The 24,988-nt window shown below is 61.5% G+C and carries 22 protein-coding genes and 1 tRNA gene; 13 read left to right on the plus strand and 10 right to left on the minus strand.

The annotated features are described in order from the left end of the window. Window positions 1-31 precede the first annotated feature (31 nt). From SINAR_RS1000000137505 to SINAR_RS0100960, 4 genes are all read left to right on the plus strand, one after another. Window positions 32-364: a hypothetical protein gene (locus tag SINAR_RS1000000137505; protein WP_209439294.1), complete on the plus strand. Its 333-nt coding sequence runs from the start codon at window positions 32-34 to the stop codon at window positions 362-364. A gap of 54 nt (window positions 365-418) precedes the next feature. Beyond that, the gene (locus SINAR_RS01000000132915) at window positions 419-1,744 is read left to right on the plus strand and encodes an AAA family ATPase (protein ID WP_050577404.1); all 1,326 of its coding nucleotides are present in this window, start codon (window positions 419-421) and stop codon (window positions 1,742-1,744) included. Continuing rightward, window positions 1,741-2,346, plus strand: coding sequence for an ATP-dependent metallopeptidase FtsH/Yme1/Tma family protein (locus tag SINAR_RS1000000137620; protein WP_050577405.1), 606 nt, complete (start codon window positions 1,741-1,743; stop codon window positions 2,344-2,346). Before SINAR_RS01000000132915 ends, SINAR_RS1000000137620 begins: the two co-directional genes overlap by 4 nt. A 133-nt stretch (window positions 2,347-2,479) precedes the next feature. After that, window positions 2,480-3,292, plus strand: a complete 813-nt coding sequence (locus tag SINAR_RS0100960) for a hypothetical protein (RefSeq protein WP_150851971.1) — start codon at window positions 2,480-2,482, stop codon at window positions 3,290-3,292. Window positions 3,293-3,502: 210 nt separating this feature from the next. On the opposite strand, the gene SINAR_RS0100965 is transcribed toward SINAR_RS0100960, so the two are convergent. The 7 genes from SINAR_RS0100965 to xylF form a co-directional block, all read right to left on the minus strand. Continuing rightward, window positions 3,503-3,901, minus strand: coding sequence for a hypothetical protein (locus SINAR_RS0100965; RefSeq protein ID WP_027997289.1), 399 nt, complete (start codon window positions 3,899-3,901; stop codon window positions 3,503-3,505). A 143-nt stretch (window positions 3,902-4,044) separates the two neighbouring features. Continuing rightward, window positions 4,045-4,884 (minus strand): hypothetical protein, encoded by an 840-nt coding sequence (locus SINAR_RS1000000137625; RefSeq protein ID WP_027997290.1) that lies wholly within the window; start codon window positions 4,882-4,884, stop codon window positions 4,045-4,047. Between the two features lie 50 nt (window positions 4,885-4,934). Continuing rightward, a complete protein-coding gene (locus SINAR_RS0100975; protein ID WP_027997291.1) occupies window positions 4,935-5,903 on the minus strand; it encodes a hypothetical protein in 969 nt (322 codons plus the stop codon). A gap of 823 nt (window positions 5,904-6,726) precedes the next feature. Next, window positions 6,727-6,803 (minus strand) — tRNA-Arg (locus SINAR_RS0100985). A 223-nt stretch (window positions 6,804-7,026) separates the two neighbouring features. Next, window positions 7,027-7,812: an ATP-binding cassette domain-containing protein gene (locus SINAR_RS0100990; protein ID WP_027997292.1), complete on the minus strand. Its 786-nt coding sequence runs from the start codon at window positions 7,810-7,812 to the stop codon at window positions 7,027-7,029. A 14-nt stretch (window positions 7,813-7,826) separates the two neighbouring features. Continuing rightward, window positions 7,827-9,218, minus strand: a complete 1,392-nt coding sequence (locus tag SINAR_RS0100995; RefSeq protein WP_050577429.1) for a sugar ABC transporter permease — start codon at window positions 9,216-9,218, stop codon at window positions 7,827-7,829. A 120-nt stretch (window positions 9,219-9,338) separates the two neighbouring features. Then, a complete protein-coding gene (xylF, locus tag SINAR_RS0101000) occupies window positions 9,339-10,376 on the minus strand; it encodes a D-xylose ABC transporter substrate-binding protein (RefSeq protein WP_027997294.1) in 1,038 nt (345 codons plus the stop codon). A gap of 383 nt (window positions 10,377-10,759) precedes the next feature. Here xylF and SINAR_RS0101010 point away from each other — a divergent pair, with 383 nt between their 5' ends. Further along, window positions 10,760-11,971, plus strand: a complete 1,212-nt coding sequence (locus SINAR_RS0101010) for an ROK family transcriptional regulator (RefSeq protein ID WP_027997295.1) — start codon at window positions 10,760-10,762, stop codon at window positions 11,969-11,971. Between the two features lie 160 nt (window positions 11,972-12,131). On the opposite strand, the gene iolG is transcribed toward SINAR_RS0101010, so the two are convergent. Continuing rightward, the gene (gene iolG, locus SINAR_RS0101015; RefSeq protein ID WP_027997296.1) at window positions 12,132-13,124 is read right to left on the minus strand and encodes an inositol 2-dehydrogenase; all 993 of its coding nucleotides are present in this window, start codon (window positions 13,122-13,124) and stop codon (window positions 12,132-12,134) included. Window positions 13,125-13,499: 375 nt separating this feature from the next. Here iolG and SINAR_RS0101020 point away from each other — a divergent pair, with 375 nt between their 5' ends. Next, window positions 13,500-13,742, plus strand: coding sequence for a hypothetical protein (locus SINAR_RS0101020; RefSeq protein ID WP_027997297.1), 243 nt, complete (start codon window positions 13,500-13,502; stop codon window positions 13,740-13,742). Window positions 13,743-13,745: 3 nt separating this feature from the next. Here SINAR_RS0101020 and SINAR_RS0101025 read toward each other — a convergent pair whose 3' ends face one another. After that, entirely contained in the window at window positions 13,746-14,192 is a 447-nt protein-coding gene (locus SINAR_RS0101025; RefSeq protein WP_027997298.1) for a hypothetical protein, read from the minus strand. Between the two features lie 157 nt (window positions 14,193-14,349). After that, the gene (locus SINAR_RS0101030; RefSeq protein ID WP_027997299.1) at window positions 14,350-15,330 is read right to left on the minus strand and encodes a LysR family transcriptional regulator; all 981 of its coding nucleotides are present in this window, start codon (window positions 15,328-15,330) and stop codon (window positions 14,350-14,352) included. Between the two features lie 273 nt (window positions 15,331-15,603). Here SINAR_RS0101030 and chvE point away from each other — a divergent pair, with 273 nt between their 5' ends. From chvE to SINAR_RS0101065, 7 genes are all read left to right on the plus strand, one after another. Further along, on the plus strand, window positions 15,604-16,671 hold the full coding sequence (gene chvE, locus SINAR_RS0101035) for a multiple monosaccharide ABC transporter substrate-binding protein (protein WP_027997300.1): 1,068 nt from the start codon (window positions 15,604-15,606) through the stop codon (window positions 16,669-16,671). A 191-nt stretch (window positions 16,672-16,862) separates the two neighbouring features. Continuing rightward, the gene (gene mmsA, locus SINAR_RS0101040; protein WP_027997301.1) at window positions 16,863-18,398 is read left to right on the plus strand and encodes a multiple monosaccharide ABC transporter ATP-binding protein; all 1,536 of its coding nucleotides are present in this window, start codon (window positions 16,863-16,865) and stop codon (window positions 18,396-18,398) included. Beyond that, window positions 18,398-19,612, plus strand: coding sequence for a multiple monosaccharide ABC transporter permease (gene mmsB, locus SINAR_RS0101045; protein WP_027997302.1), 1,215 nt, complete (start codon window positions 18,398-18,400; stop codon window positions 19,610-19,612). The genes mmsA and mmsB overlap by 1 nt, the downstream gene beginning before the upstream one ends. Window positions 19,613-19,757: 145 nt before the next feature. Next, on the plus strand, window positions 19,758-20,753 hold the full coding sequence (gene araD1 / locus SINAR_RS0101050; protein ID WP_027997303.1) for an AraD1 family protein: 996 nt from the start codon (window positions 19,758-19,760) through the stop codon (window positions 20,751-20,753). A 72-nt stretch (window positions 20,754-20,825) separates the two neighbouring features. Further along, window positions 20,826-22,259: an aldehyde dehydrogenase family protein gene (locus SINAR_RS0101055; RefSeq protein WP_027997304.1), complete on the plus strand. Its 1,434-nt coding sequence runs from the start codon at window positions 20,826-20,828 to the stop codon at window positions 22,257-22,259. Between the two features lie 57 nt (window positions 22,260-22,316). Continuing rightward, window positions 22,317-24,062 carry an L-arabinonate dehydratase gene (gene araD / locus SINAR_RS0101060; RefSeq protein WP_027997305.1) on the plus strand — a complete coding sequence of 582 codons (1,746 nt, stop codon included), beginning with the start codon at window positions 22,317-22,319 and terminating at the stop codon, window positions 24,060-24,062. Window positions 24,063-24,247: 185 nt separating this feature from the next. Beyond that, the gene (locus tag SINAR_RS0101065; protein WP_027997306.1) at window positions 24,248-24,934 is read left to right on the plus strand and encodes a hypothetical protein; all 687 of its coding nucleotides are present in this window, start codon (window positions 24,248-24,250) and stop codon (window positions 24,932-24,934) included. Window positions 24,935-24,988: the final 54 nt, after the last annotated feature.

Consider the following 24,988-nt stretch of genomic DNA (forward strand, 5'->3'; position numbering starts at 1 on the left):
CTTCCTGATTGATGTCGGGCAGGAGGAGCCATTGCCGCCGATCTGGCTCTCGAGCGCCATCGAATCGATGGGATACCGCTACCGCCCCGTGGCGATGGTCGACTTCGCCGACAGCTTCCGTCTCCGGAACGCGAAGGACCTTCTCCGATACGGCTTCTACCGGGCGCCCCTCGGCGACAGGATTCGTCTGCTGGCCGGCCTCGAGGAAATGGGATCGCTCACTATCGCGGAATGCCTCTCGGCGATCCGGGAGGGACGGCCGATGCCGACACTGGCCTCGCTCATCCTCCAAGGGTTCCTGGAGATCAATCTGGACGATGCCCTGATCAGCCCGGAGACGGTGGTGCGCCGGATACGGGGATGACGTGACGCGCCATCGGGCGCCAGCGGTCATCTACTTGAATTCCGGGGTCACACAATGAAAAACATCTCTCGCGACCGGGACGGCTTCTCGCTGCCCGAATTCCTGGCATATGCATCCATCAGCGGAGCCATGCGTCCATTCACTCGGGCAAACCGCTATTCCATCGGCCTCGTCGTTCCCGACTGGGATCGCAGGGTCACATACATTCGGGCGGCGCTCGTGGTTCTCGACCGGGAGCTGAACTTCCGCTTTCGGGATCAGGTCAGGGCCTTCGATGACGAGAAGGCGGAATCCTCGACCGACTCCGTGCTGGACATGCTGCAGAACACGAAGACGATCATCCTCTTCAAGTCGGCAGAAGCCGTCCCATCGGATCTCCGGCACGCTCTCGATGCAGTCGTCCACGTTCCGTCTCCCGACAGTCGCCTGGTGCGTGGCGTGGTTCGGTGGGCATACGGTATCGGTGTCACCGAGCAGCAGGCGGAGGCGCTCGCAAGATCCAACTGGAAACGCCTGAAGCTTGCGATGACACGCGGCCGGCCAATCTCGCGCGTCTTCGCAATCCTGGAAAAGATGGCGCAGGAGGAGCTGCCAGCACAACGGCAGACGAAGGATCCCGACACACTCTCTGGGATCCGTCTCGAAGACATGGAGGGGTACGGCGAAGCCAAGGAGTGGGGCCTTGAGCTGGCGCGCGACATCTCCGATTGGCGCGCGGGGACAATCTCGTGGGAGGACGTCGACAAGGGAGTCCTGCTATCCGGCCCGCCGGGGACCGGGAAGACAATGTTCGCCCGCGCGCTCGCTGCCTCATGCAAGGTTAAGGTGATCGCCACCTCATATGCCAAGTGGCAGGCGAAGGGGTATCTCAACGACTTCCTGAAGGCCATGCAGAGGAGCTTCAAGGAGGCCAAGAATGCGGCCCCTTCGATCCTGTTCATCGACGAGCTGGATGCTTTCGGCTCACGCGATGGAGCCGCTGGCAGCAACGCATCGTACGACATCAAGGCGATCAACGGCCTCCTGGAGGAACTCGATGGCATCGAGGGCAGGGAGGGTGTGATCGTCGTCGCTGCCTGCAACCATCCCAAGATGGTCGATGCCGCGATTCTGCGGGCGGGACGGCTAGACCGGCATGTGGTGATTTCGCTCCCGGACGAACACGCCCGCGAGGCGATCTTCAGGATGCACCTGCACGACTGCCTGACTGCCGATGATCACCGTGACTTCGCAGCGGCGACCTCTGGACTTTCCGGTGCCGAGATCGAGAAGATCACCCGCAACGCCCGCAGGTCAGCACGGCGGCGGCGCGGGCCGATCACGAGGGGCGATGTGATCCTTCATCTGCCCTTCATGGCGGACATCCCCCGAATATCTTGAAGGCGAATGCCGTCCATGAGATCGGACATGCGGTGGTCGGCGCCGTTCTCGGCATGGATCTCGTGAAAGTTGCCATCATTGGCCGGATCAGGGTTGATGACAGCTTGCAGTCCCTAGGTCAGGCGCGCTTCAGGCGTGGCACATGGATTCGCAGGACACGGGACCACTACCTCGATTTGATTGCTATGACGATGGCCGGCATGGCTGCGGAGGAGGTATTCTTGGATGGCCACGATGACGGCGTCGCAGGTACCGATGGATCCGACCTCTTCGAGGCGACGAAGACGGCGATCGCCTTGGAACGATCCTACGGCATGGGCGAGAAGCTTGCCTCCTATGGCGATCTCAGTCGGCGCCGTTTCGAAGAGATCGGCCATCTGGATCCTGCGTTAATGGCACGGGTCGACCGCATTCTCCAAGAGCAGCTCGATCGGGCGAAAGGAATCCTTGAGCGGCATCGGAGCGCCTGCATGATGCTCGCCGATGAACTTGTCGCGCGGCTTGAGTTGCCGGACAAAGAGGTCTTGGATGCGCTTGACCAACACAGCAGGGGGAGGGATGAATCCGCTATGCGACTTGATTTCGGACCTCGGGCTCGATAAGCGAACTCCATGAATTCACGATGCCGGGGCGGCGAATAGCCGGACGGTCGTGAGAGCGACCAGGGACTCCGGGACAGGCATATTGCGCGTCCGGAGTTCCGCCCTTCCTCTCGAAATCGTCATGGGGCCGGAAATGATCAATATCTGGGATGTCGGCACATACGACGGCGATGTCCAAGATTACCTCAAGCTGCACCAGGAGACCATTAGGCTCCATCGGGAGAGAGCACTGGAGCTCGACAAAATCGAGCCGCCGAAAGATCTCCAGGAACGAATTCGCCTCCAGAGGCCCGCGAACCAACACTACCAGGCGTACATGGAAGCACGCGATGGACTGGCACCCATTTTGCAGTCGAAGAGCTGTCGGGCGTTTCACTACACGCGGATGACCGACGGCGAGGTGGCGAGGATCCTGCGCGCCGGGATCCGGATGACATCGCTCGATCTCCTGAGAGAGCGGCTGCAGGCGGTTGTCGAAGAGAAACTCCTGAAGCCGGAGATCGCGGAGACAATTTATCGGTCGAGCGCGCTCCATTTACCCCACGAGTACGGCGACCGTAGAGGGTTCTGGACGACAGCTTGCCCGATCGATGTCACGGATTCTGCCGTCGATATGCTGGTCGGTTACTGGGGAGGAGAGTCCTCGTATTTTCCGTTCATGGGTGGATCCGAGGACGAAGCCATGCTGGCTGCGATCCGAGGCATCGGCCGCGGACGAATACTCGAAATTGAAGTTCCCATGTCGTCCACCCAGGGCGTCGGTCCGCACTCCGCGACGAAGACGATGTTCGATGTAGTGGAACGTTCGTTCGGCCACGAGAACTCATTGGCATTAGACTTCAACTCACTCGAGCCTCTGCCGCTATCGGTGATCAAACGGGTAATCTCTGAAGGCGAGGACGAATTTCATGACGTGACGGGGGCGTTCGGTTACAAAGCCTCCTGAGATCGCCGGGACCTTGATCAATGAAAAGACAACGTGGAAGTGTCCGCTACTTTCCCGGGAAGGAGCCAGCGACGGACATGGACGGCGAAAATCTCGAAGATCTCGACGCGGTGGCGTTATCTCGAGCGACTGTGGGTGAACCCTCTTCATCCCAGATCCCCACATCGACACCCTCAAGGTGAAGGCGAGGAATTTCCACTGAGATGGCAGCTAGATGTGCTTATAAGTACTCGGAACCGGGCACATCGCGATAACACGGGGCTGACTTTTCAGTTCACGCGAGTAGTAAGTGCCGCTCTCGTATGAGAGCTCATCGCGGTTGTCGAATTGCAACGCCAAGATCACGCCATCCCTGCCATTTCGCACTGTCACCCAATGGTGCAACGCCCATGCACTCTTGTCTGCGAAAGAGATCGTCGTAAGCTCCCTCCCGAGCTTTATCCCCGGCTGCAATCCTGAATGCAGAATGCTCTCGACATTTTCCGCAGCCGTTGCATGAAAGAAGACGAGTTCATCGCTCTCCAAGTCGGGGGGAAACACATTGTAATCGTTCTCTTCGAGAACCTGCCGCGCGGGAAACACGACGTGACATGGAATGTGGTCGGGCATTAATCAACTCTCAACTCTCTGGCTTGGGTGCCTAATCATGATGGTATCCGGTGCCGTCAGTTTTCCATTGCGGCACGGACGTGGGTTTGGCGGCGGCCAGGGTGACGCGCCTTCCTCTGACGCGGTGCACTGACCATCGCGGATCAGATGGGACTGAACTCGACGAACTCGCACTGCAGATGGTCAGATCTGGTCTTCTTCCAGTCGTAGACGTATTCGCCCTGATCGACTGCCGAGCAGCTCAGTCCCGGCAACACAGTGCCCGACGGATTGGTGGCGGCTTTCCTGGCAATGTACCGCCAGAACAGGCCGGAGGTGTCGGACTGGTCCTTCTCGAAGCGCGAAAGCTGGACTACGCCACATGGACCTTCGGGCTGCGACGACACCACCCAAGCACCGCCATTGCCGAAGTCGGAGACCCAGACGAATTCCTGCGCGAACGGATTCGAACTGACCTGGCAAGTTCGAAGATTCTTGTCGTGGTCGGCCTTTGTGATCTTCAAGAAATTCTCCTCAGTCGGATGATCGCACATGCCTGCGAGAGCGCGGAAGGTGTCGAGCACGCTGGGGTTCGCCTTGGCGTCCTCTTGCAGGCGGATCATGCCTTCCTTGAACTTCGCAGCATCTGTGGCGATTCCAGGATTGCGGGCGAGGGCGGCATCAATGGAAATCTGACCGGTGGCCATACCGAGCCATGCGCCAACCATGTTGCATTCCTTGGGATCGGAGAATTCCTTCACAGCACCCGGATAGTTCTTGCGGGCTTCATCGAGCTTCTTTTCCAGGTCGGCTGGCTTCGCTTTCTTGCGGACGGCTGTCTGAATGAATTCGCACCGGAGCCGCTGCTGGCCCTGCTGGAGTGTGCAGGTGTAGGTCAGCGAGGAGTCTTCCTGCTGGTTATACAGCATGCCGGTGGTCGGATAGTCCGCGGCCAGAGTGCTGGAAGCAACGATGCCAAATAAGAAGGCAAACAGTGATCTCATGAAGTTGCTTCCCTGTGCGGTTCTAGGCGCGCCTCCTGACAGCTCATGGTTCAGTTTCCAACGCCAAGAATATTGGAAACAGCATCTTCCTTCTCGTCGCCGTCTTTCACACGCGCTGCGATCTTTGACTTGATCGCGTCGACCATAGTTTGAAGTTCTGGCCTGATGGCGAGGGCCGCGGCGCGCTCGGCAGGCATATCGATAAACAGACGCATTGCGGTCAGTCGCGTAGCCACACTGTCGAAAATCATTCCCGGGCGAAGAATCTCGTACATTGCGGTCGCCGACCATCGCGACGGATCTGCGTTTTCGACGTCGATGAGGCATCGGTATGTCATGCCGTCCGGCGGGATCATCCTGCTGAGTTCGTTCCGTGAGTGGCGGTAACACAGGACCTCCCACATGACTCTCCGCTCGGCCTGGCCGTACTCGCCGTACATATCTCCCGACCATTGGAAGTCGAGCATTCCTGGGGATCCTTCCCTGTCGTAGCCGTATTTGTTGCGAGCTTTGATGGACTGATAGAGAGCTGTGTCGAAGTCCTTCTCCTTCAGATCGACGCCGTCGCATCTCTCGACCATGAATGGCTTATCACTACCCGTGATGTTGCCAAAAAGCTTGCCCTCGCGCAGTTCGCGACTGTCGCATCGGTCGAAGTTCAGCTTAATCCGTACTAGGCGATCCTCGTAAGCAAAAGCCTCGATGGTTGCCTCTTGCCCGATCGTGCACCGGATTGAAGTCACCTTGCTCGGCGAAAACGTCCGCTCATCCTCGTGATCGTTGGTTGGATCCGGCTCGCCCCCGATGATTATCGCCCCTGGACCTGGGGTCTCGACGGGATCGAATAGGCTGTCGGATAGCGTCGTGTCCTTGTTAACCCATCGGACCGGAATTGAGAAACCGCCTGTCGCGCATCGGCCTGACTGTCCCAATGCGGTTTGCAGGGTCGCCGGGGATTTGCCTAGCTGCGCCGACCAATCGAATGCTTCCGCTACCGCCGTCCCCGGCATGAGAGCCATCAACGCTACTGCTGCAATTCCGGATCGCATCTTTTCCCCGCCACTTTGAACCCAGAGATTGTGTAGCGGCTGAAATAGCCCGCAGCAAGCGGACAGAGCGGGAGTTGCCGCGCCGCCGTCAGGCGGACGTTGTTGTGATTGGTCCAATCATCGCTGGGCCCGATACTCCCGATCGCGAGCATCAGGTAAGGTGTCTGGCAGTATTCGTTGCGCCACCAGTCGCTCCGGGGCAACGCTCCAGTCTGGTCAAAGCCGCTTTTTGGTTGAGTGTATCGCTCCACGACACCGTGCCAATCCTAAGGGCTGACAGAGTCTCCTCCCGTGGATACCGTGGCGGCAGATCTCCCGCAACGAGGGCGCGCAGGAAGCCGAGGTATAGGACTAAGTCCTCGTCGGAAAGATTCGAAAATGGCTGAGCCTGACCTGGTTCGGTCACCGAAAACGGCGTTGCTTTCACTTCGAAAGTATTTTTCGAAATCGCCTGCATTTAGGTGCGACGCGCTCGTGCGTTACATCGGGTGTGCTTGTCCAGCGAAGTCGACTTTGACCTCAAGCGAGTGTCTACACTTTCTCGCAGTGCAGGCAAAAGCGGCGGAAAAAACTTAAAAAAATTTCGGAGTCCGCGTTTATGGCGGGATTTGCCGTAGGATTCGTCGGTGTCAACTTTTCCAGCGGGGAAACGAGGTGCAAGGCCATTCGATTGCGCGATTCGGATGGATCGAATTGCAGTCGGTTGACCGCACCAGTTCGCAATTATGGTGGCTACAGTTCGCGAACCGCGGGTGCGAGTTCGCACTTATGTGGTGACAAAGAATGGCAGAATTGGCGCACCCGACAGGATTCGAACCTGTGACCTTTGGAATCGGAATCCAACACTCTATCCAGCTGAGCTACGGGTGCATCCGTTGGCGGCAGGGCCGCCGAAGCAGGCTGTGAGCGGTTCTTAGCCTAGCTTGCGCGCCGCTTCAATGGTCAATTGCAGGAGATTAAGGGGAAACTCGTTTTCGCCGGCTGGTCTGGGGACGCCGCGCATCGGTTGCGGCGTTCCCAGGGCAAAAGAAAATGCCGCATCTCGGGGGATGCGGCATGAAATCGTGTCTTCGAATCGATCAGGTCTCGCGCCTCACGCCATCTGCATGGCGCCGGGGCCGGGGATCGCCTTGGCGGGCACCTTGCCCATGATGATCATGCCGAGCACCTCGTCCTTGGTCACGTCCTCGGTGCGGGCGTGGCCGACGACCTGACCGTTCTTCATGACGGAGACGCGGTCGGCGAGGTCGAAGACGTCATGAATGTCGTGGCTGATCAGGAAGATGCCGATGCCCTCGCGCTTCAATTGCTTGATGAGTTCGCCGACTTGAGCGGTTTCCTGCGGTCCGAGCGCTGCGGTCGGCTCGTCCATGATCAGGATTCTGGCGTCGAAGAGGATGGCGCGGGCGATCGCCACCGATTGCCGCTGGCCGCCGGAAAGCGCCTTGACCGGCTCCTTGAAGCGCTGGAAGTTGGGGTTGAGCCGGCCCATCACTTCGCGGGCTTTCGCTTCCATCGCCACATCGTCCAGCGTGCCCCAGGGGGTGCGCAGTTCGCGGCCGAGATAGAGATTTGCGGCGGCGTCGACATTGTCGGCCACGGCAAGCGTCTGGTAGATCGTCTCGATGCCGTATTTCTTGGCGTCGCGCGGATTGTTGATCTCGGCCGGTTCGCCGTTGATCAGGATCTCGCCGGCGTCGCGCCTGTAGGCGCCGGAGAGAATCTTGATCAGCGTCGACTTGCCGGCGCCGTTGTGGCCGAGGAGGGCGACCACCTCGCCGGGGTGGAGATCGACGGAAGCATTGTCCACCGCATGGATGCCGCCGAAGGAGATGGAAATGTTCTTCATTTCCACGAGCGGAGTGCGTTGTTCAGTCATGTTCGAACTCCTGATTATTTTGCGCGGGCGCGGTAGACGGTGTCGAGCCAGACGGCGGTGACGAGCACGACGCCGACGACGATCCGCTGGAAGGGCGTATCGATCCCCAGAAGGACCATGCCCGACTGGAGGGATTGCATGACGAGCGCGCCGATCATCGCGCCGGCAATGGTGCCGACGCCGCCGGCGAGCGAGGTCCCGCCGATGACTGCGGCAGCGATCGTGTAGAGCTCGTCGAGTTCGCCCTGGGCATTGGTCGCCGCGTTGAGGCGCGCCGTCGAGATGGCCGCCGCGATGGCGCAGAGCACGCCCATCAGCGTGAAGATCTTGACGGTGACCCAGCGGGTCTTGATACCGGCGAGCTCGGCCGCTTCCGGGTTGCCGCCCAGCGCGAAGACGTAGCGGCCGAAGCGAAGGCGGGTGGCGATGAAGGTCATGACGATGCCGACGACGATCGCGACCAGGACGGGAATGGCGATGCCGTGCGAGATCTGCAGGCCGCCGTCCGGCCAGGCGATGCCGTTGGCATCGGCGTATCTGCGAGCGATATTGACCGGCCAGTAATAGTGGTTGGCGACGGCGACCGCGCCGAGCACCAGAGCGCAGCCGAGGATAGAAAGGAAATACTCGGCCCAGACGGGGCGCAGCGGGAAGCCGAAGCGCTTGCGCTGCTTGCGCGAATTGAGAATGGCGCCGACGATGGCGATACAGGCGAGAAAGCCGACGATCCAGCTCGCCGTTGCGCCGATCGAGCCCTCGGTGCCGCCGCCCATGAGACGGAAGGTGGCGTCCATCGGCGCAACCGTCTGGCCGCTCGTCACGAACCAGGTTGCGCCGCGCCAGACCAGCAGGCCGCCAAGCGTCACGATGAAGGCGGGAACGTTGAGGAAGGCGATGATCGACCCGTGCAGCGCGCCGATGGCGCCGCCGACCGCGATGCCGCAGGCAAGGGTGATCGCCCAGATGGCGCCATGGCCGAGCCCGAGATATTGCGGCAGGACCTGCGCCTGCAGGACGCCCATGATCATGCCGCAGAAGCCGAGCACGGAGCCGACCGAGAGATCTATGTTGCGGGTCACGATGACCAGCACCATGCCCGTCGCCATGACGGCGACGGATGAGGTCTGGACGGTCAGGTTCCACAGGTTGCGCGGTCTCAGGAACAGGCCGTCGAACAATCCGCCGGTCATCACCTGGAATCCGAGCCATATGATGACCAGCGCGCCGACCATGCCGAGCAGCCGGGTATCAATTTCGGTAGCACGGAAGAAGCGTTTCACCGGGTTTTCGTCCGTCATGCGGGCGCGCCCGGATTGCGTGCCCGGTGTCTGATCGGCCCGCGTCTGGTCGGCCCGTGTCTGGTCGGCCCGTGTCTGGTCGGCTTGTGTGATGTCGGCCATGGACATGCCATCCCCCACTTGTCTGTCGATGTCGTTCGGATCCGCTTCGCACCTTGCAAGAGCGCCGCAACGGGAGTGCGTTGCGGCGCTCATGAAGACTAGAGATCGGCCCCGTCGTTTTGCGGTTTACTTGCAGGCAGCGACGTCGTCCTTCGCGCCCTGGCAAGCTTCTTCCTTGGAAATCCAGCCGGCGTCGATGACGACGTTCAGATTGTCCTTGGTGATCGCCAGCGGCGCGAGGAAGACGGACTTCATGGCAACGCCCTTCGGTCCGCCGTTGAAGGTCTCTACGCCTTCGATCTCGTCCATGGTTTTGCCGCCGGCAAGCGCCGCGGCGATTTCGGCCGCCTTCTTGCCGAGCTCACGGGAGTCCTTCCAGACCGAAACCGTCTGCGTGCCGAGCGCCACCCGGTTCAGCGCCGCCTTGTCGGCATCCTGGCCGGAAACCGGAACCGAGCCGGCAAGGCCCTGCGCGTCGAGTGCCGCGATGGCGCCGCCAGCGGTGCCGTCGTTGGAGGCTACGACCGCATCGACCTTGTTGTCGTTGGCGGTCAGGAATTGCTCCATGTTCTTCTGGGCGTTTTCCGGCTTCCAGCCATCGGTATAGGCTTCGCCGACATTCTTGACCTTGCCCGCGTCCATCGCTTCCTTCAGGACTTCCAGCTGCCCGGAGAAGAGGAAATCGGCGTTCGGATCGGCGGAGGAGCCCTTGATGAAGACGAAGTTGCCCTCCGGCTTCTGCTTGAATACCTCGCGCGCCTGAAGGCGGCCGACTTCCTTGTTGTCGAAGGTGATGTAGAAGGCGTCGGGGTTTTCGATCAGGCGATCATAGCCGACGACCGGAATTCCCTCCGCGGCCGCCTTCTCGATCGCCGGGCCGATCGCATCGGAGTCCTGCGCAAGGACGATCAGCGCGTTGGCGCCCTGGGCGATCAGCGACTCGATGTCGGTGAGCTGCTTGGCGGCGGAAGACTGCGCGTCGGCCGAGATGTACTTGTCGCCCGAAGCCTCGAGCGCAGCCTTGATGGCAGCCTCGTCGGTCTTCCAGCGCTCTTCCTGGAAATTGGACCAGGAAACGCCGATGACCAGATCCTTGGCGATCGCCGCAGAATGCATGGACGCGATGATGGCGGCTCCCGCCATCAGCTTCAAAATGGATTTCATCCTATCCTCCCAAATGGCCCTGCTGCGCGCACGAACCTCCCGCACGCATCCCCAACAGGCCTGAAGTCCTGCCGCAAATATCTCCGGCACTTCGTCCGGCGTTTTTTCTCGACAGTCGAGAAAATAAATGTCAGAGTTTCTCCAAGCTGTCAACAAGGCCTCTGAAGCGTGTGGACGATTGCTGCAGCATCTTGAAATCGCTACGGAAATGATGAATGCGCCTTGTCTTGTCGGCCGCCAGATGCTTTGGGAGGGGCATGACCTCGAGGGACCCGCGATTGCTCCTGCATGGCTTTTTTGATCGGACAAGACATGCAGCAACTTACTGAATCGGAGCGCGCTCTGCGCGCCCTGCCAGACGCGCGGCGGTGTAAGAGTATACGATGCTGACCAAGTCGAGCACCGAGCTTGTGCGTCAGCAGAACAGCACCCTCGTTCTCTCGGCGCTGCGCCGTAAAGGCTCGCTCTCCCACACGGAGATTGCAGCACAGACGGGGCTTGCCTCGGCGACGATCTCCGTCATCACGGCCGAGCTCGAGCGATCGGGGGTGATCGTCAAGACCGAGCAGCACGTCCAGGGCGGCCGCGGACGGCCGCGGGTTCTCTTCGAGCCGAGACGCGGCTGCGGCTACGTGATCGTCGTGCGCATTTCCTCCGACGTCGTGCAATACTCGCTTGCAGATTACGGTGGCATCCTGCTCGACCGTTTCGAAGATGCGCGCAGCCCCGATCTCCGCGGCACCGCTGCTTTCGGGCAGGTCCTGGCAGCGGCGCTCGAACGCCTGCTGGGCCGCTCGAGCATTTCCAAGGACGACGTGCTTGCCATTTCCATCAGCAGCAAGGGACTGGTGGCCGCCGACGGCGCACGGCTCATCTGGTCGCCGGTCTTCGGCAGCGAACAGCTCGACTTCGTGGAACTGCTCCGGCCCGATTGGCGCGCAAGGATCATGCTCAGCAACGAGTCGCTGCTTGTCGCGCATGCGCTGGCTGTAAAAGAAGAGGAGAGCGAGGGCGGGTTCCGGGCGCTCGCCGCCGTTTCGCTCGGCCACAGCATCGGCCTCGGTCTCGCAAGAAGAGCCAGCACCGGCCAGTTCGATGTCACGGCGCCGAATTTCGGTCATATGCTGCATCAGGCGGGCGCGGGGCTTTGCCGGTGCGGCAGCGACGGCTGCGTCGAGGCGGCAGCCGGCTTCTACGGCATCCTGCGCACCGCCTTCGAGGTGCCCTCCGATACGATACCGGCGAAGTTCGTGCCGCTGTCGGAGATGGACAAGATTGCCGCGAGCGCGCGGCAGGGGAATCGGATGGCCGGCTATGCCTTCCGCCAGGCCGGCGTGGCGCTCGGCAACGGTATTTCGCGGATGCTCAGCCTCTATGAACCGATGCCGATCTACGTGACGGGGCCGGGCACGCGCTATTTCGAGCTTCTGCAGAAGGGGCTGGAGGAGGGCATGGCGCATTCGCTGCAGGTTCGCCTGCAGGGCATGCCGCAGATAAGGGTGGTGATGGACGAGCAGCGGCTCGTTTTTGACGGCCATCTCGATCGGGCGCTCGGCGCGATCGACGGCGATATTGGAGCCGCCGGCCATCGCTGAGGCGTTTGGCCGCCGGCCAACGCCACGGCGGTGGCTGGCGCAGACGCGAGTACCGAGCAGTCTCCGAGCGCGGAAGCGCCGCCATCATCGGTGCCGAATCGGATGGAGGCGTGAAGGCCGGGCGTTGCCCGGCCTGTCTCGACAATAGGACAGCAGGTCGTCAGGCGACGCTGATCTGGCGCTTTTCCGCAACCGAGCGCACGGCCGCATCGGCGAGCGCGAGTGCGGCAAGGCCGTCCTTGCCCGACGGCGCGATCTCGGCGCCCTTTTCTATCGCATCGATGAAGCTTTCGATCTCGTTCGCATAGGCTTCCGTATAGCGCGTCATGAAGAAATCGTGCAGCGGCGGGCGCGTGTAACCTTCGCCGGTCGCAATCTCGATCGACACGGGGCGCTGATTTTCCGCAGCGACTGCGCCATTCGAGCCGTGAACTTCGATGCGCTGGTCGTAACCATAGGTGGCGCGGCGCGAGTTCGAGATGATCGCCTGCTTGCCGGACGCGGTCTGAAGGATCACCGACACGCTGTCATAGTCGCCGGCTTCGCCGATCGCCTTGTCGACGAGCACGGCTGCGGTCGCGGTGACGGAAACGGGTTCTTCGCCAAGGAGGAAACGGGCCATGTCGAAATCATGGATCGTCATGTCGCGGAAGATCCCGCCCGAGCGCTTGATGTAGTCGACCGGCGGCGCACCGGGATCGCGCGAGGTGATCGTGACCATCTCGACCTCGCCGATCCGCCCGTCGTCGATCGCCTTGCGTACCGCCATGAAATGCGGGTCGAAGCGACGGTTGAAGCCGACCATCAGCTTGGCCTTTGTCTCGGACACGACCTTCAGGCAGGCCCTGACGCGTTCGACGTCGAGATCGATCGGCTTCTCGCAGAAGATCGCCTTGCCGGCACGGGCGAAGCGCTCGATCAGATCGGCATGGGTGTCCGTGGGCGTGCAGATCACGACGGCGTCGATGTCGTTGGCCCCTTCGATCTCGCCGATCGTGCGGACTTCGCATCCATAGGCGCCGGCGATCGCTTCCGCCGCGGCCGGAAAAGCATCCGCGACAGCGACGAGGCGCGCATCGGTATTGCCGCTGACGGCTTTCGCATGAACCTTGCCGATACGCCCGGCGCCCAGAAGACCAAATCTCACTGTCATCACTATCGTCCTTGAATTCCGGTGCGCGACCGGGTTGGCGCACGATGATTGACGCTCATCGCGCAAAGGCGTCGCGGGGCACCCGCAAGAGAGGAACTGGAATGAAACGGCCAATTATTGCATATGCGGAATATTTATTCCAATTCGCTTGGCGCCGTCAAGTATCAACGCCGACAGCGGCTGCAGGATTTTATCGCCGGGTCGGTTACGAACCGGGGAATATCTGGAGCTGGGGGGCCGCTGCCCATGCGTTCCGGAAAGCGACCAATGATCGGCCGTGGCCGACCGCATCGAACCGAAAAGATGGACTTGCTACCTAATTGCAGAAATATGCAGTAGATGGACTTGGCATTAAGTCTACCCAGAGGAATCAGGATGATCAAATTTATCGATCCGGATCACCCCTTCTATCGTCCCTTGTGGATCCGGCTGCTGATCATCGTGTTCTGCGCGGTTTGGACGGCGGTGGAATTCTACGGCGGGCAGATGATGTGGGGGACGATCTTTCTCGTGGTGACCGCCTATGCGGGCGCGTCCCTTCTCGTCTTTTACCGGCCGAAGGAGGAGGACCGGAACAAGGGCGAGACGACCGACGGGACGACTGACGGCACGAAGTGACGCTTATCTCGCCGTCCTCGGCTTGTCGATCCGCCCCAAAGCCTCGTCGATGAGCATGTTGGCGAGCTTCATGCGCAAGGTCGCATTGAGCCGCGCTTCGGCTGGCAACCTGTCGGGATGATTCGCGGCGGCGAACCGCCTTCGCTTGGCTGCGAGCGTCAGCGCGGTTTCCGCTTCCCCGAGCGCCAGTTCCGAGGCGACCTCCGCGAGGCCGGTGCGGTTCAGATAGTCGGGCATAGCAAACGGCTCCGGGGTCTCATCCGCAGTCAGTTCGCAATAGGCTTGCTGCACCGTAGTGTGGAATGCCCAAGTTTGGGTCGCGGTTTCGGCAATGAAGCCCGGCGCCGCTGCGATGCCCCTCCATTCATCCCCTGCCTCATCCGACAGCTCTTCGTCCTGCTCGGCCTTGAGGCGCTCGAGCACCGAGTGGAACACCGACATACCGAACATCAAGTCTCTCCGGGCAGGCACTTGGTCTTTAGTTCTGTAAGGCACTCAATCGTCATCCTCGGGCTTCTCGATCGTCATCCTCGGGCTTCTCAATCGTCATCCTCGGGCTTGACCGGTCAAGCCCGAGGATGACGTTTGCAGAGAAGCTCGGCGTGCATCACACCCTGCTTTGCTTCAGGATCAGGTCGTAGAGCAGCTTTGCGCTCGGGGGAAGGGCCCGGCCTTCGGCGGTGATCAGCCCATAGGGCTTGATGCGGATCGGAAATTCGGTCGGCAAAATCCGGATCTCGCCGGCTTCGGTGCCGTTGCCCGCGACCAGCTTGGCGACGTCGAGCGCAACGGGAGCGATCGCATTGGTGTTGCGAACGATCGACAGCGTCAGGATGATCGACGAGGTGTTGATGACGGTTGCCGGAAGCCGAACGCCGGCGGAACCGAAACTGTCCTCGACGGCGCGTCGAAGCAGCGTACCGGGCGGCTGGAAGACCCAGTCATAGCCGGGGAGGTCGTCGGCACTGGCTGACGTCTTGTCGAGCAGCGGATGGCCCTCCCGGACAATGAGGCAGACGTCCTCGAAACCGATTTCGACCAGGTTGAACAGCCGCGGATTGAGGTCGTCGGGGATTCGCCCAACGATGAAGTCGTGCCGCGCCGCCAGAAGCTCGCGCGTCAGCACGTTGCTGTTGTCGATCTGCACGTTGATCTCGATGCCGGGATAGGCCGTCGACACCTGCCGGATCGCCGGCACCGCGAGATTGAGTGCCGGGCCGGTGACCGAGCCGAGGGAGACCGATCCGCCGCTTCCGGTCTTGAGCTCGTTGATCTCGCGCGCGGCCTCGCGCAGCTCCAGGAAAATGGTACGGGCCCGGCGCGCCAGGGCCTCGCCGTAGCGGGTCAGGTCGACGCCGCGCGCCACCCGCTCGCAAATCGGCGCCTTAACGATCGCCTCGATCTCGGCGAGCATGCGCGAGGCTGCCGGCTGCGAGATGCCGAGCGCATCGGCGGCTGCGCTGATGCGCCGGTGGTCGTCGATCGCTAGAATGAGCCGCAAGTGGTTGATCTTCAATCCGGAGCGGAAGAGCCCGGTTTCCAGCAGTTCCCCCGTCAGCCCGGCTGCATTCGGCTTGCCATCGAGCATTCCATTCGGTTCCGTTTTCAAGAGTTTCAAAAATCACACTCTTTCAGAGTGGTATATCAATTTTGATATGCATGCAAAGCGATATTGTATTTGACAGTTATGGCAATTGATTCCAGTTTCCCAGCATATGCGCCAGCGCATGCGGGAGTATGATAAGACGGGGAGGGCTTCCTTCATCTTGAACCACCGCCGGGGGTCACGCTCCGCGACGGTGGTCGCTGCGCATAGACGGTGGCCCTGTGCCTGCCGGTTCAACACTCAGGGAGAGATCTGATGAAATTCTTTACTTCGCTTCTCGCAGCTGCGGCGATGACGGTCGCCGGTTTCGCTGCGCCGGCAGTTGCCCAGGATAAGGGCATGGTCGGCATCTCCATGCCAACCAAGACGTCGACGCGCTGGATTTCCGACGGCGAAACCATGGAGAAGCTGTTCAAGGAGGCCGGCTATACGCCGGACCTGCAATTCGCCGACGACGACATTCCGAACCAGCTGGCGCAGATCGAGAACATGGTGACCAAGGGCGCGAAGGTCCTCGTCATCGGCGCCATCGACGGCACCACGCTCTCCGACATTCTGCAGAAGGCCGCCGATGCCGGCGTCAAGGTCATCGCCTATGACCGCCTGATCCGCGATTCCGGCAATGTCGACTACTACGCCACTTTCGACAACTTCCAGGTCGGCGTGCTGCAGGCCACCTCGCTCGTCGAGGGCCTGAAGCTCGACGGCGCCACCGAGCCGAAGAACATCGAACTTTTCGGTGGTTCGCCGGACGACAACAACGCCTTCTTCTTCTACGACGGCGCGATGTCGGTGCTGCAGCCTCTGATCGACAGCGGCAAGCTCGTCGTCAAGTCCGGCCAGATGGGCATGGACCAGGTCGGCACATTGCGCTGGGACGGCGCCGTAGCTCAGGCCCGCATGGAAAACCTCCTGTCGTCCGCCTATACCGATGCGAAGGTCGATGGCGTTCTGTCTCCCTATGACGGACTGTCGATCGGCATCATCTCGGCTCTGAAAGGCGTAGGCTACGGCTCCGGCGACATGCCGATGCCGATCGTTACCGGTCAGGACGCCGAACTGCCGTCGGTCAAGTCCATCCTCGCAGGCGAACAGTACTCCACGGTCTTCAAGGACACCCGTGAACTCGCAAAGGTCACCGTCAACATGGTCAATGCGATCATGGATGGCAAGGAGCCGGAAGTTAACGACACGAAGACCTACGAAAACGGCGTCAAGGTCGTTCCGTCCTACCTGCTGAAGCCCGTTTCCGTAGACAAGTCCAACGCCAAGGACGTTCTCGTCGGTTCCGGCTACTACACGGAAGATCAGCTCAACAACTGATGCGGCGAACCGGGAGGGTGCGCGAGATGCTCGCGCACCCTCTTAACTCAGGCGGCATGCGTCTCCTTGCAATGTCGCTGTAGCACTTTGGCCCGTCGCGTGGTTTTATTTCGGATCGGGGCCGGTCGATAGAACCGTGCAGCACGGGAGAGCGCCTGCAGTCTCTCTGACTGCAGCTGGAATGGCTGAGTATGGACAATATCATTCTTGAAATGCGGGGCATTACGAAGACGTTTCCGGGCGTCAAGGCCCTGGACAATGTCTCGTTCAAGGTTCGCGAAGGCGAAATCCACGCGCTTGTCGGGGAAAATGGTGCCGGCAAGTCGACCTTGATGAAGGTGCTGAGCGGCGTCTATCCGGCCGGCACCTATGAGGGCGAGATCCGTTACGACGGTGAACTCCGTCAGTTCAGCACGATCTCGGACAGCGAAGAACTCGGCATCATCATCATCCATCAGGAGCTGGCGCTGGTGCCGCTGCTGTCGATCGCCGAGAACATCTTTCTCGGCAACGAGGTGGCCGACAAGGGCGTGATCCATTGGCCCCAGACCTTCGCCCGCACGCAGGAGTTGCTTAAGAAAGTGGGTCTGAACGAGTCCCCGGCGACGTTGATCACCGATATCGGCGTCGGCAAGCAGCAGCTGGTGGAGATTGCCAAGGCGCTTTCCAAGAAAGTCCGGCTGCTGATCCTCGATGAGCCGACTGCATCCCTCAATGAGAACGACTCCGACGCGCTGTTGAAGCTGCTCATGGAGTTCCGCAGCCAGGGCATGACGTCGATCATCATTTCTCACAAGCTCAACGAGATTAAGAAGGTTGCCGACCAGATCACCATCCTGCGCGATGGCGGAACGGTAGAGACGCTCGACTGTCACAAGGAGGACGTCAGCGAGGACCGGATCATCAACGGCATGGTCGGCCGGGCAATGGAAGACCGCTATCCGCCGCGCGAGCCGAAGATCGGCGACACGCTGCTCGAGGTGAAGAACTGGAACGTCTACCATCAGCAGCACCGCGACCGGCAATTTCTGCATGACGTAAGCTTCAAGGTGCGGGCCGGCGAGGTCGTCGGCATCGCCGGACTAATGGGCGCCGGCCGCACGGAGACGGCGATGAGCCTCTTCGGCAAGTCCTGGGGCCACAAGATCACCGGCGAGGTGACGATGCATGGCCGGCCGGTGGACGTGAGCACGATTCCGAAGGCTATCAAGGCCGGTCTTGCCTATGTGACCGAGGACCGCAAACAGCTCGGTCTCGTGCTGATCAACAACATCATGCAGAACACGACCCTCGCCAACCTGCATGCGGTCGCATCGAACGGCGTCATCGACGAGCGCAAGGAACGGAAGGTCGCCGCCGAGTATCGCTCGAAGCTCCGCATCCGTTCCCATTCGATCTATCAGGAGACGGTCAACCTCTCCGGCGGCAACCAGCAGAAGGTCGTGCTGTCGAAGTGGCTGTTCACCAATCCCGAAGTCCTCATACTCGACGAACCGACGCGCGGTATCGACATCGGCGCGAAGTATGAGATCTACACCATCATCAACCAGCTCGCGGCCGAGGGCAAAGGCATTCTGATGATCTCGTCGGAGATGCCGGAGCTGCTCGGAACCTGCGATCGCATCTATGTCATGAACGAGGGGCGCATGGTGGCGGAGCTTTCCAAGGAGGAAGCGAGCCAGGAATCGATCATGCGCGCCATCATGCGTTCAGGGGAGAAACAGTAATGGTCGCCGATACGAGCACCCAAACCACCAAACCGTCGATCGGTGACTACCTCAGGAACAACATTCGCGAATACGGCCTGCTGGTCGCGCTCGTCATCATCATGCTGTTCTTCCAGTTCGTCACCAACGGCGTTCTCTTCAGGCCGGTCAACATCACCAACCTGGTGCTGCAGAACTCGTTCATCGTCATAATGGCGCTGGGCATGCTGTTGATCATCGTCGCCGGGCACATCGATCTGTCGGTAGGCTCCATCGTCGCCTTCATCGGCGCGATTTCGGCGATTATGCTCGTCAAATGGGGCCTGCCCGCCTTGGTGGTCATTCCCGTCTGCCTGGTCGTCGGAGGAATTTTGGGAGCTGCGCAGGGCTACTGGGTCGCCTACCAGAAAATCCCGGCCTTCATCGTCACGCTCGCCGGCATGCTGGTGTTCCGCGGAATGACCTATGTGGTCCTCGGCGGGCGTCCGATCGGACCGTTCCCGAAAGACTTCCAGCTTCTTTCGACGGGTTTCGTTCCCGATTTTCTCTACTTCCTCAATCCGAGCCCGGACACGATCAAGAACATGGTCGCGCTGGTCGCCGTGCTTGCCCTCGTCGGCTATGCGATATTTGCGGGCCTTCGCAACCGCAGGATCAACGAGCAACACGGCACGGAGAACGAGCCGTTCGTCTTCTTCGCGATCCAGATGGCAGTCATCAGCCTGGTGGCCCTGTTCCTCGGCTTCCAGCTTTCCACCTATCGCGGCCTGCCCAACGTCCTGGTCGTCATGGGCGTGCTGATCGCCGCCTACACCTTCGTCACCACCCGATCGACGCTCGGTCGTCGGATCTATGCGATGGGCGGCAACGAGAAGGCAACCAAACTCTCCGGCATCAACACCGAACGTTTGACCTTCTACGCTTTCGTGAACATGGGCGCGCTGGCGGCGCTCGCCGGCATGATCATCACCGCGCGCCTGAACTCGGCCACTCCGAAAGCCGGAGTCGGCTTCGAGCTCGACGTCATCGCAGCCTGTTTCATCGGCGGCGCATCGGCGTCGGGCGGCGTCGGCAAGATCACCGGCGCAGTGATCGGCGCGTTCATCATGGGCGTCATGAACAACGGCATGTCGATCATGGGCATCGGCATCGACTACCAGCAATTGATCAAGGGGCTCGTGCTGCTCGCAGCCGTGTTCTTCGACGTCTACAACAAGAACAAGGGCAAGGGCTGATCGGCGTCCGGTCAGCGCCCGATGATCGCAACATAAAACGCGGCATGGTCGCCGTAACTGGGTGGCGTGAGCCACTCTCGAGGCGAAGCGTTGCCTTTCCGGAAGGGAAGGCAAGGTGGGGCCAACTTATCAGGAAGGACAGAACGTGCTGATTTCTCAGGTCAGGAAAGAAGACGGTTCGGTTATCGTCGCCGTGCGGGCCCCGGGCGAAACGGCCCGTGCCGTCGAGGGAGCGGAGAGCGTCTATGCTCTGGCGATGGAAGCGGCCAACAGCGGCAGGAGTCTCAGGGATGTCGTCGACGCCAAGGGCCTTGGCGAAGCGGTCGATCTCGAAGAGGCCTATTCCCAGGGGCGGCTGCTTTCGCCGATCACCCATCCCGATCCCGCCCATCTGCATCTGACGGGGACGGGGCTCACGCATCTCGGTTCTGCCGCAACGCGCGACGCGATGCACAAGAAGGCGACGGAAGCCGCCGAGGAAACGCTGACGGACTCGATGAAGATGTTCCGCATGGGGCTCGAGGGCGGCAAGCCGAAGTCCGGCGAGAAAGGCGTGCAGCCGGAATGGTTCTACAAGGGCAACGGCACCACGGCGGTGGCGCCGGGCGAGCCGCTCGTGTCTCCGTCCTTCGCGGAGGATGGCGGCGAGGAACCCGAAATGGCCGGCATCTATGTGATCTCCGACAAGGGCGTCCCGTTCCGGCTCGGTTTTGCGGTTGCCAACGAGTTCTCCGATCACAAGACCGAGCGGGTCAATTATCTGTGGCTCGCCCATTCGAAGCTCAGGCAGGCGAGCTTCGGGCCGGAGATCCGCATCGGCGCGGCTCCCGACGATATTCGCGGCGCATCGCGCATCCTGAGGGGCGGCAAGGTGCTGTGGGAGAAGCCCTTCCTTTCCGGTGAGGCGAACATGTCGCACAGTTTCGCCAATCTCGAATATCACCATTTCAAGTACGGCCTCTTCCGCGCGCCGGGCGACGTGCATGTCCATATGTTCGGCACGGCGACGCTCTCTTTCGGCGATGGCATCCGCACCGAGGAGGGAGACGTATTCGAGATCGAAGCCAGGGAATTCGGCCTGCCCCTGCGCAATCCGCTGGCGATCGCGGCAGAAGAAGAAGTCGCTGTCCATCAGCTCTGACATATCTGCAACGGCAGGCTCGAGGCCGTGACCCGCGGCCGCTTGCGCAAGAAGACAAGGAGGCTGAAGCCCATGACACTTCACCAGAACCTGATCGCCGGCGAATGGGTCGGCGGAGATGGCGTTGCGAACATCAATCCGTCGAACACCAATGATGTCGTCGGAGAATATGCCCGCGCGAGCGCCGAAGACGCGAAAGCCGCGATCGCGGCCGCCAAGGCCGCCTTTCCTGCATGGTCGCGCTCCGGCATTCTCGAGCGCCATGCGATCCTGAAGAAGACCGCCGACGAGATCCTCGCCCGCAAGGACGAGCTGGGACGCCTCCTCTCGCGCGAGGAAGGCAAGACGCTCGCAGAGGGTATCGGCGAGACGGTCCGCGCCGGCCAGATCTTCGAATTCTTTGCCGGCGAGACCTTGCGTCTTGGCGGTGAGGTCGTCCCGTCGGTAAGGCCGGGGATCGGCGTCGAGATTACGCGCGACCCGGTCGGCGTCGTCGGCATCATCACGCCATGGAACTTTCCGATCGCCATTCCCGCCTGGAAGATCGCCCCGGCGCTCTGCTACGGCAACACCGTCGTCTTCAAGCCGGCCGAGCTGGTTCCGGGCTGTTCGTGGGCGATCGTCGACATCCTCCACCGCGCGGGCCTGCCGAAGGGCGTGTTGAACCTCGTCATGGGCAAGGGTTCGGTTGTCGGCCAGGCGATGCTCGACAGCCCGGATGTCCAGGCGATCACCTTCACCGGCTCGACCGCGACCGGAAAGCGCGTCGCAGTCGCTTCGGTCGAGCACAACCGCAAGTATCAGCTTGAGATGGGCGGCAAGAACCCGTTCGTCGTGCTCGACGATGCCGATCTTTCCGTCGCTGTCGAAGCGGCGGTCAATTCCGCCTTCTTCTCGACGGGGCAGCGCTGCACCGCCTCCTCGCGGATCATCGTCACCGAGGGGATCCACGACCGGTTCGTTGCGGCCATGGCCGAGCGGATTAAGGGCCTCGTCGTCGACGACGCGCTGAAGGCCGGCACCCATATCGGTCCGGTGGTCGATCAGAGCCAGCTCAATCAGGACACCGACTATATCGCCATCGGCAAAAAGGAAGGCGCCAAGCTCGCCTTCGGCGGCGAACTGATCTCGCGCGACACGCCCGGCTTCTATCTGCAGCCGGCGCTCTTCACCGAGGCAACAAACGAGATGCGTATCTCCCGCGAGGAGATCTTCGGACCTGTCGCGGCCGTCATTCGGGTCAAGGATTACGACGAGGCGCTCGCCGTCGCCAACGACACGCCGTTCGGCCTGTCTTCGGGGATCGCCACCACCAGCTTGAAGCATGCGACGCATTTCAAGCGCAATGCCGAGGCCGGCATGGTGATGGTCAACCTGCCGACGGCCGGCGTCGATTTCCACGTGCCGTTCGGCGGACGCAAAGCCTCCTCCTACGGCCCGCGTGAACAGGGCAAATACGCCGCAGAGTTCTACACCAACGTCAAGACAGCCTACACGCTTGCCTGAAGAAACAGGGCGTAAAGCGGCGTGTCCAGCCCGCGCAGGGCCTTAAGGAAGGAAGAAATGAAGAAGAAAGCTGAGTGGCCGCGCAAGCTGCGTTCGCAGGAATGGTTCGGCGGAACTGGCAAGAATGCCATCATGCATCGCTCCTGGATGAAGAACCAGGGGCTACCCGCCGACACTTTCGATGGGCGGCCGATCATCGGTATCTGCAACACCTGGTCGGAGCTTACCCCCTGCAATGCGCATCTGCGCGACCTCGCCGAGCGCGTGAAGCGCGGGGTCTACGAGGCGGGGGGCTTCCCGGTGGAATTCCCGGTCTTCTCGACCGGTGAAAGCACGCTCCGCCCGACGGCGATGATGTTCCGCAATCTTGCGGCGATGGATGTCGAGGAATCGATCCGCGGCAATCCGGTCGACGGGGTCGTGCTGCTCGGCGGCTGCGACAAGACCACACCCAGCCTCCTGATGGGCGCGGCAAGCGTCGACATTCCGGCGATCGTCGTCTCCGGCGGCCCCATGCTCAACGGAAAATGGCGCGGCAAGGATGTCGGTTCGGGCACCGCGATCTGGCAGTTCTCGGAAATGGTCAAATCCGGCGAGATGTCGCTGGAGGAGTTCATGGACGCCGAACAGGGCATGGCCCGGTCGGCTGGAAGCTGTATGACCATGGGGACGGCCTCGACGATGGCGTCGATGGCCGAAGCGCTCGGCATGACGCTTTCCGGCAATGCTGCCATTCCCGCAGTGGATGCGCGCCGCCGGGTGATTTCGCAGCTTACCGGCCGCCGCATCGTCGAGATGGTCAAGGAGGACCTGAAGCCCTCCGACATCCTGACCAAGGCGGCTTTCGAAAACGCCATCCGCGTCAACGGCGCCGTCGGCGGATCGACCAATGCGGTACTGCATCTTCTCGCGCTCGCAGGCCGTGTCGGCATCGATCTTTCGCTCGATGATTGGGACAGGCTCGGCCGTGACGTGCCGACCATCGTCAACCTGCAGCCGTCCGGCAAATATCTGATGGAGGAGTTCTATTATGCCGGCGGCCTGCCGGTGGTGATCAAGGCGGTCGCGGAGATGGGGCTGCTGCACAACGACGCCATCACCGTCAGCGGTGACACGATCTGGAACGACGTCAAGGGCGTGGTCAACTACAACGAGGACGTGATCCTGCCGCGGGAAAGGGCGCTGACGAAGTCCGGCGGCATCGCCGTTCTGCGCGGCAATCTGGCGCCGCGCGGTGCCGTCCTGAAGCCCTCGGCCGCCTCGCCGCACCTGATGCAGCACAAGGGCCGTGCGGTCGTCTTCGAGAGCATCGAGGACTATCACGCGCGCATCAACCGCGAAGATCTCGACATCGACGAGACCTGCATCATGGTGCTGAAATACTGCGGCCCCAAAGGCTATCCCGGCATGGCCGAGGTCGGCAATATGGGCCTGCCGCCCAAGGTCCTGAAGAAGGGCATCACCGACATGATCCGCATTTCGGACGCACGCATGTCGGGTACGGCCTACGGCACCGTCATTCTTCACACTGCGCCGGAAGCCGCCGAGGGCGGACCCCTGGCGCTCGTCGAGAATGGCGACCTGATCGAGGTCGATATCCCGAACCGCACGCTGCATCTCCATGTTTCCGACGAGGAACTGGCACGCCGCCGCGCGGCCTGGGTGTCGCCCGTCATGCCGCTCAACGGCGGCTATGGCGGCCTCTACATCAAGACCGTCATGCAGGCCGACACCGGCGCCGATCTGGACTTCCTCGTCGGCCCGCGTGGCGATCGCATCCCGATGGACCGCGACAGCCACTGATGCCGTAATCCGCGGGCGGAGCGTTCGGGTACGAACCTCCGCCGGAGCGCCGTTTCGGGGCGGGGCGGTCGCATACCGTGCCGCCTCGAAAAGTTGTATTCCTTCCGCCTTTTCGTGAAACTTATTCGCGTGTTCGGAATTATCCTCAATCGGGCAATCGCATCCGTCGCAAGGAGGAAGTGAACATGCGGAAGAACGCCCTCGTTTTGTCTGTCGGTCTCATGACGAGTCTGGCCTTTACTCCCAGCTTTGCCCAAAGCCTCGGAGGCAATGGTGGCCTGAACGTTGGAGTGTCGCTCGGAGGTTCGAGCGGCGTCAGTACCAATGTCGGTGCATCGCTTGGCGGATCCAGGGGTATCAGCGCAGACGTCGATGCATCCGTCGGAGGATCGCGCGGGGTCAACACTTCGGCTACTGCATCCGTCGGCGGCAGCCGCGGCGTCAACGCCAATGCCACCGCGAGTGCGGGCGGCAGTCGCGGCCTCAACAGCACGCTCAGCGCAAATGTCGGCGGCGGCAACGGCATCGACGCCGATGCAGACGTCTCGCTTGGCGGCAGCCGCGGTCTGAACGCCAACGTAAGTGCGAATGCCGGCGGCGGAAGCGGTGTCGGTTTGGACGTGGGCATCGGGCTTGGCGGCGGCAGTTCGGGCGGCGGAGGTGGACCCGGCAATGGCGGAGGTGGACCTGGCAACGGCGGCGGCGCGGGCGGAATCGGCGGCCCCGGCCAAGCTCCGATCGCAGCTTTCAACGCCATGTCCCCCAACGAGCGGCGCACGGTATTGAAGCGCTGCCGCGATGTCGTCAATGGCGGCTACGACCGGGGACTGGTCGCTCTTTGCCGTCTGTTGCAGTCTACCGCATCACGATAGGGCTGCTGGCCCAGTTTGCCCTCGCCTCGGGTTAACCCGGAGGACCGGATCTGG

The sequence above is a fragment of the Sinorhizobium arboris LMG 14919 genome, from assembly GCF_000427465.1.
In the GTDB taxonomy this organism is placed as follows: domain Bacteria; phylum Pseudomonadota; class Alphaproteobacteria; order Rhizobiales; family Rhizobiaceae; genus Sinorhizobium; species Sinorhizobium arboris.

What these genes read in the sequence shown, in the direction of transcription:
- SINAR_RS01000000132915 (WP_050577404.1), top strand. Translation starts at nt 419, where the DNA reads ATGAAAAACATCTCTCGCGACCGGGACGGCTTCTCGCTGCCCGAATTC.
- SINAR_RS0100960 (WP_150851971.1), top strand. Translation starts at nt 2,480, where the DNA reads ATGATCAATATCTGGGATGTCGGCACATACGACGGCGATGTCCAAGAT.
- SINAR_RS0100965 (WP_027997289.1), bottom strand. Translation starts at nt 3,901, where the DNA reads ATGCCCGACCACATTCCATGTCACGTCGTGTTTCCCGCGCGGCAGGTT.
- SINAR_RS1000000137625 (WP_027997290.1), bottom strand. Translation starts at nt 4,884, where the DNA reads ATGAGATCACTGTTTGCCTTCTTATTTGGCATCGTTGCTTCCAGCACT.
- SINAR_RS0100975 (WP_027997291.1), bottom strand. Translation starts at nt 5,903, where the DNA reads ATGGCTCTCATGCCGGGGACGGCGGTAGCGGAAGCATTCGATTGGTCG.
- SINAR_RS0100990 (WP_027997292.1), bottom strand. Translation starts at nt 7,812, where the DNA reads ATGACTGAACAACGCACTCCGCTCGTGGAAATGAAGAACATTTCCATC.
- SINAR_RS0100995 (WP_050577429.1), bottom strand. Translation starts at nt 9,218, where the DNA reads ATGTCCATGGCCGACATCACACAAGCCGACCAGACACGGGCCGACCAG.
- xylF (WP_027997294.1), bottom strand. Translation starts at nt 10,376, where the DNA reads ATGAAATCCATTTTGAAGCTGATGGCGGGAGCCGCCATCATCGCGTCC.
- SINAR_RS0101010 (WP_027997295.1), top strand. Translation starts at nt 10,760, where the DNA reads ATGCTGACCAAGTCGAGCACCGAGCTTGTGCGTCAGCAGAACAGCACC.
- iolG (WP_027997296.1), bottom strand. Translation starts at nt 13,124, where the DNA reads ATGACAGTGAGATTTGGTCTTCTGGGCGCCGGGCGTATCGGCAAGGTT.
- SINAR_RS0101020 (WP_027997297.1), top strand. Translation starts at nt 13,500, where the DNA reads ATGATCAAATTTATCGATCCGGATCACCCCTTCTATCGTCCCTTGTGG.
- SINAR_RS0101025 (WP_027997298.1), bottom strand. Translation starts at nt 14,192, where the DNA reads ATGTTCGGTATGTCGGTGTTCCACTCGGTGCTCGAGCGCCTCAAGGCC.
- SINAR_RS0101030 (WP_027997299.1), bottom strand. Translation starts at nt 15,330, where the DNA reads ATGCTCGATGGCAAGCCGAATGCAGCCGGGCTGACGGGGGAACTGCTG.
- chvE (WP_027997300.1), top strand. Translation starts at nt 15,604, where the DNA reads ATGAAATTCTTTACTTCGCTTCTCGCAGCTGCGGCGATGACGGTCGCC.
- mmsA (WP_027997301.1), top strand. Translation starts at nt 16,863, where the DNA reads ATGGACAATATCATTCTTGAAATGCGGGGCATTACGAAGACGTTTCCG.
- mmsB (WP_027997302.1), top strand. Translation starts at nt 18,398, where the DNA reads ATGGTCGCCGATACGAGCACCCAAACCACCAAACCGTCGATCGGTGAC.
- SINAR_RS0101055 (WP_027997304.1), top strand. Translation starts at nt 20,826, where the DNA reads ATGACACTTCACCAGAACCTGATCGCCGGCGAATGGGTCGGCGGAGAT.
- araD (WP_027997305.1), top strand. Translation starts at nt 22,317, where the DNA reads ATGAAGAAGAAAGCTGAGTGGCCGCGCAAGCTGCGTTCGCAGGAATGG.
- SINAR_RS0101065 (WP_027997306.1), top strand. Translation starts at nt 24,248, where the DNA reads ATGCGGAAGAACGCCCTCGTTTTGTCTGTCGGTCTCATGACGAGTCTG.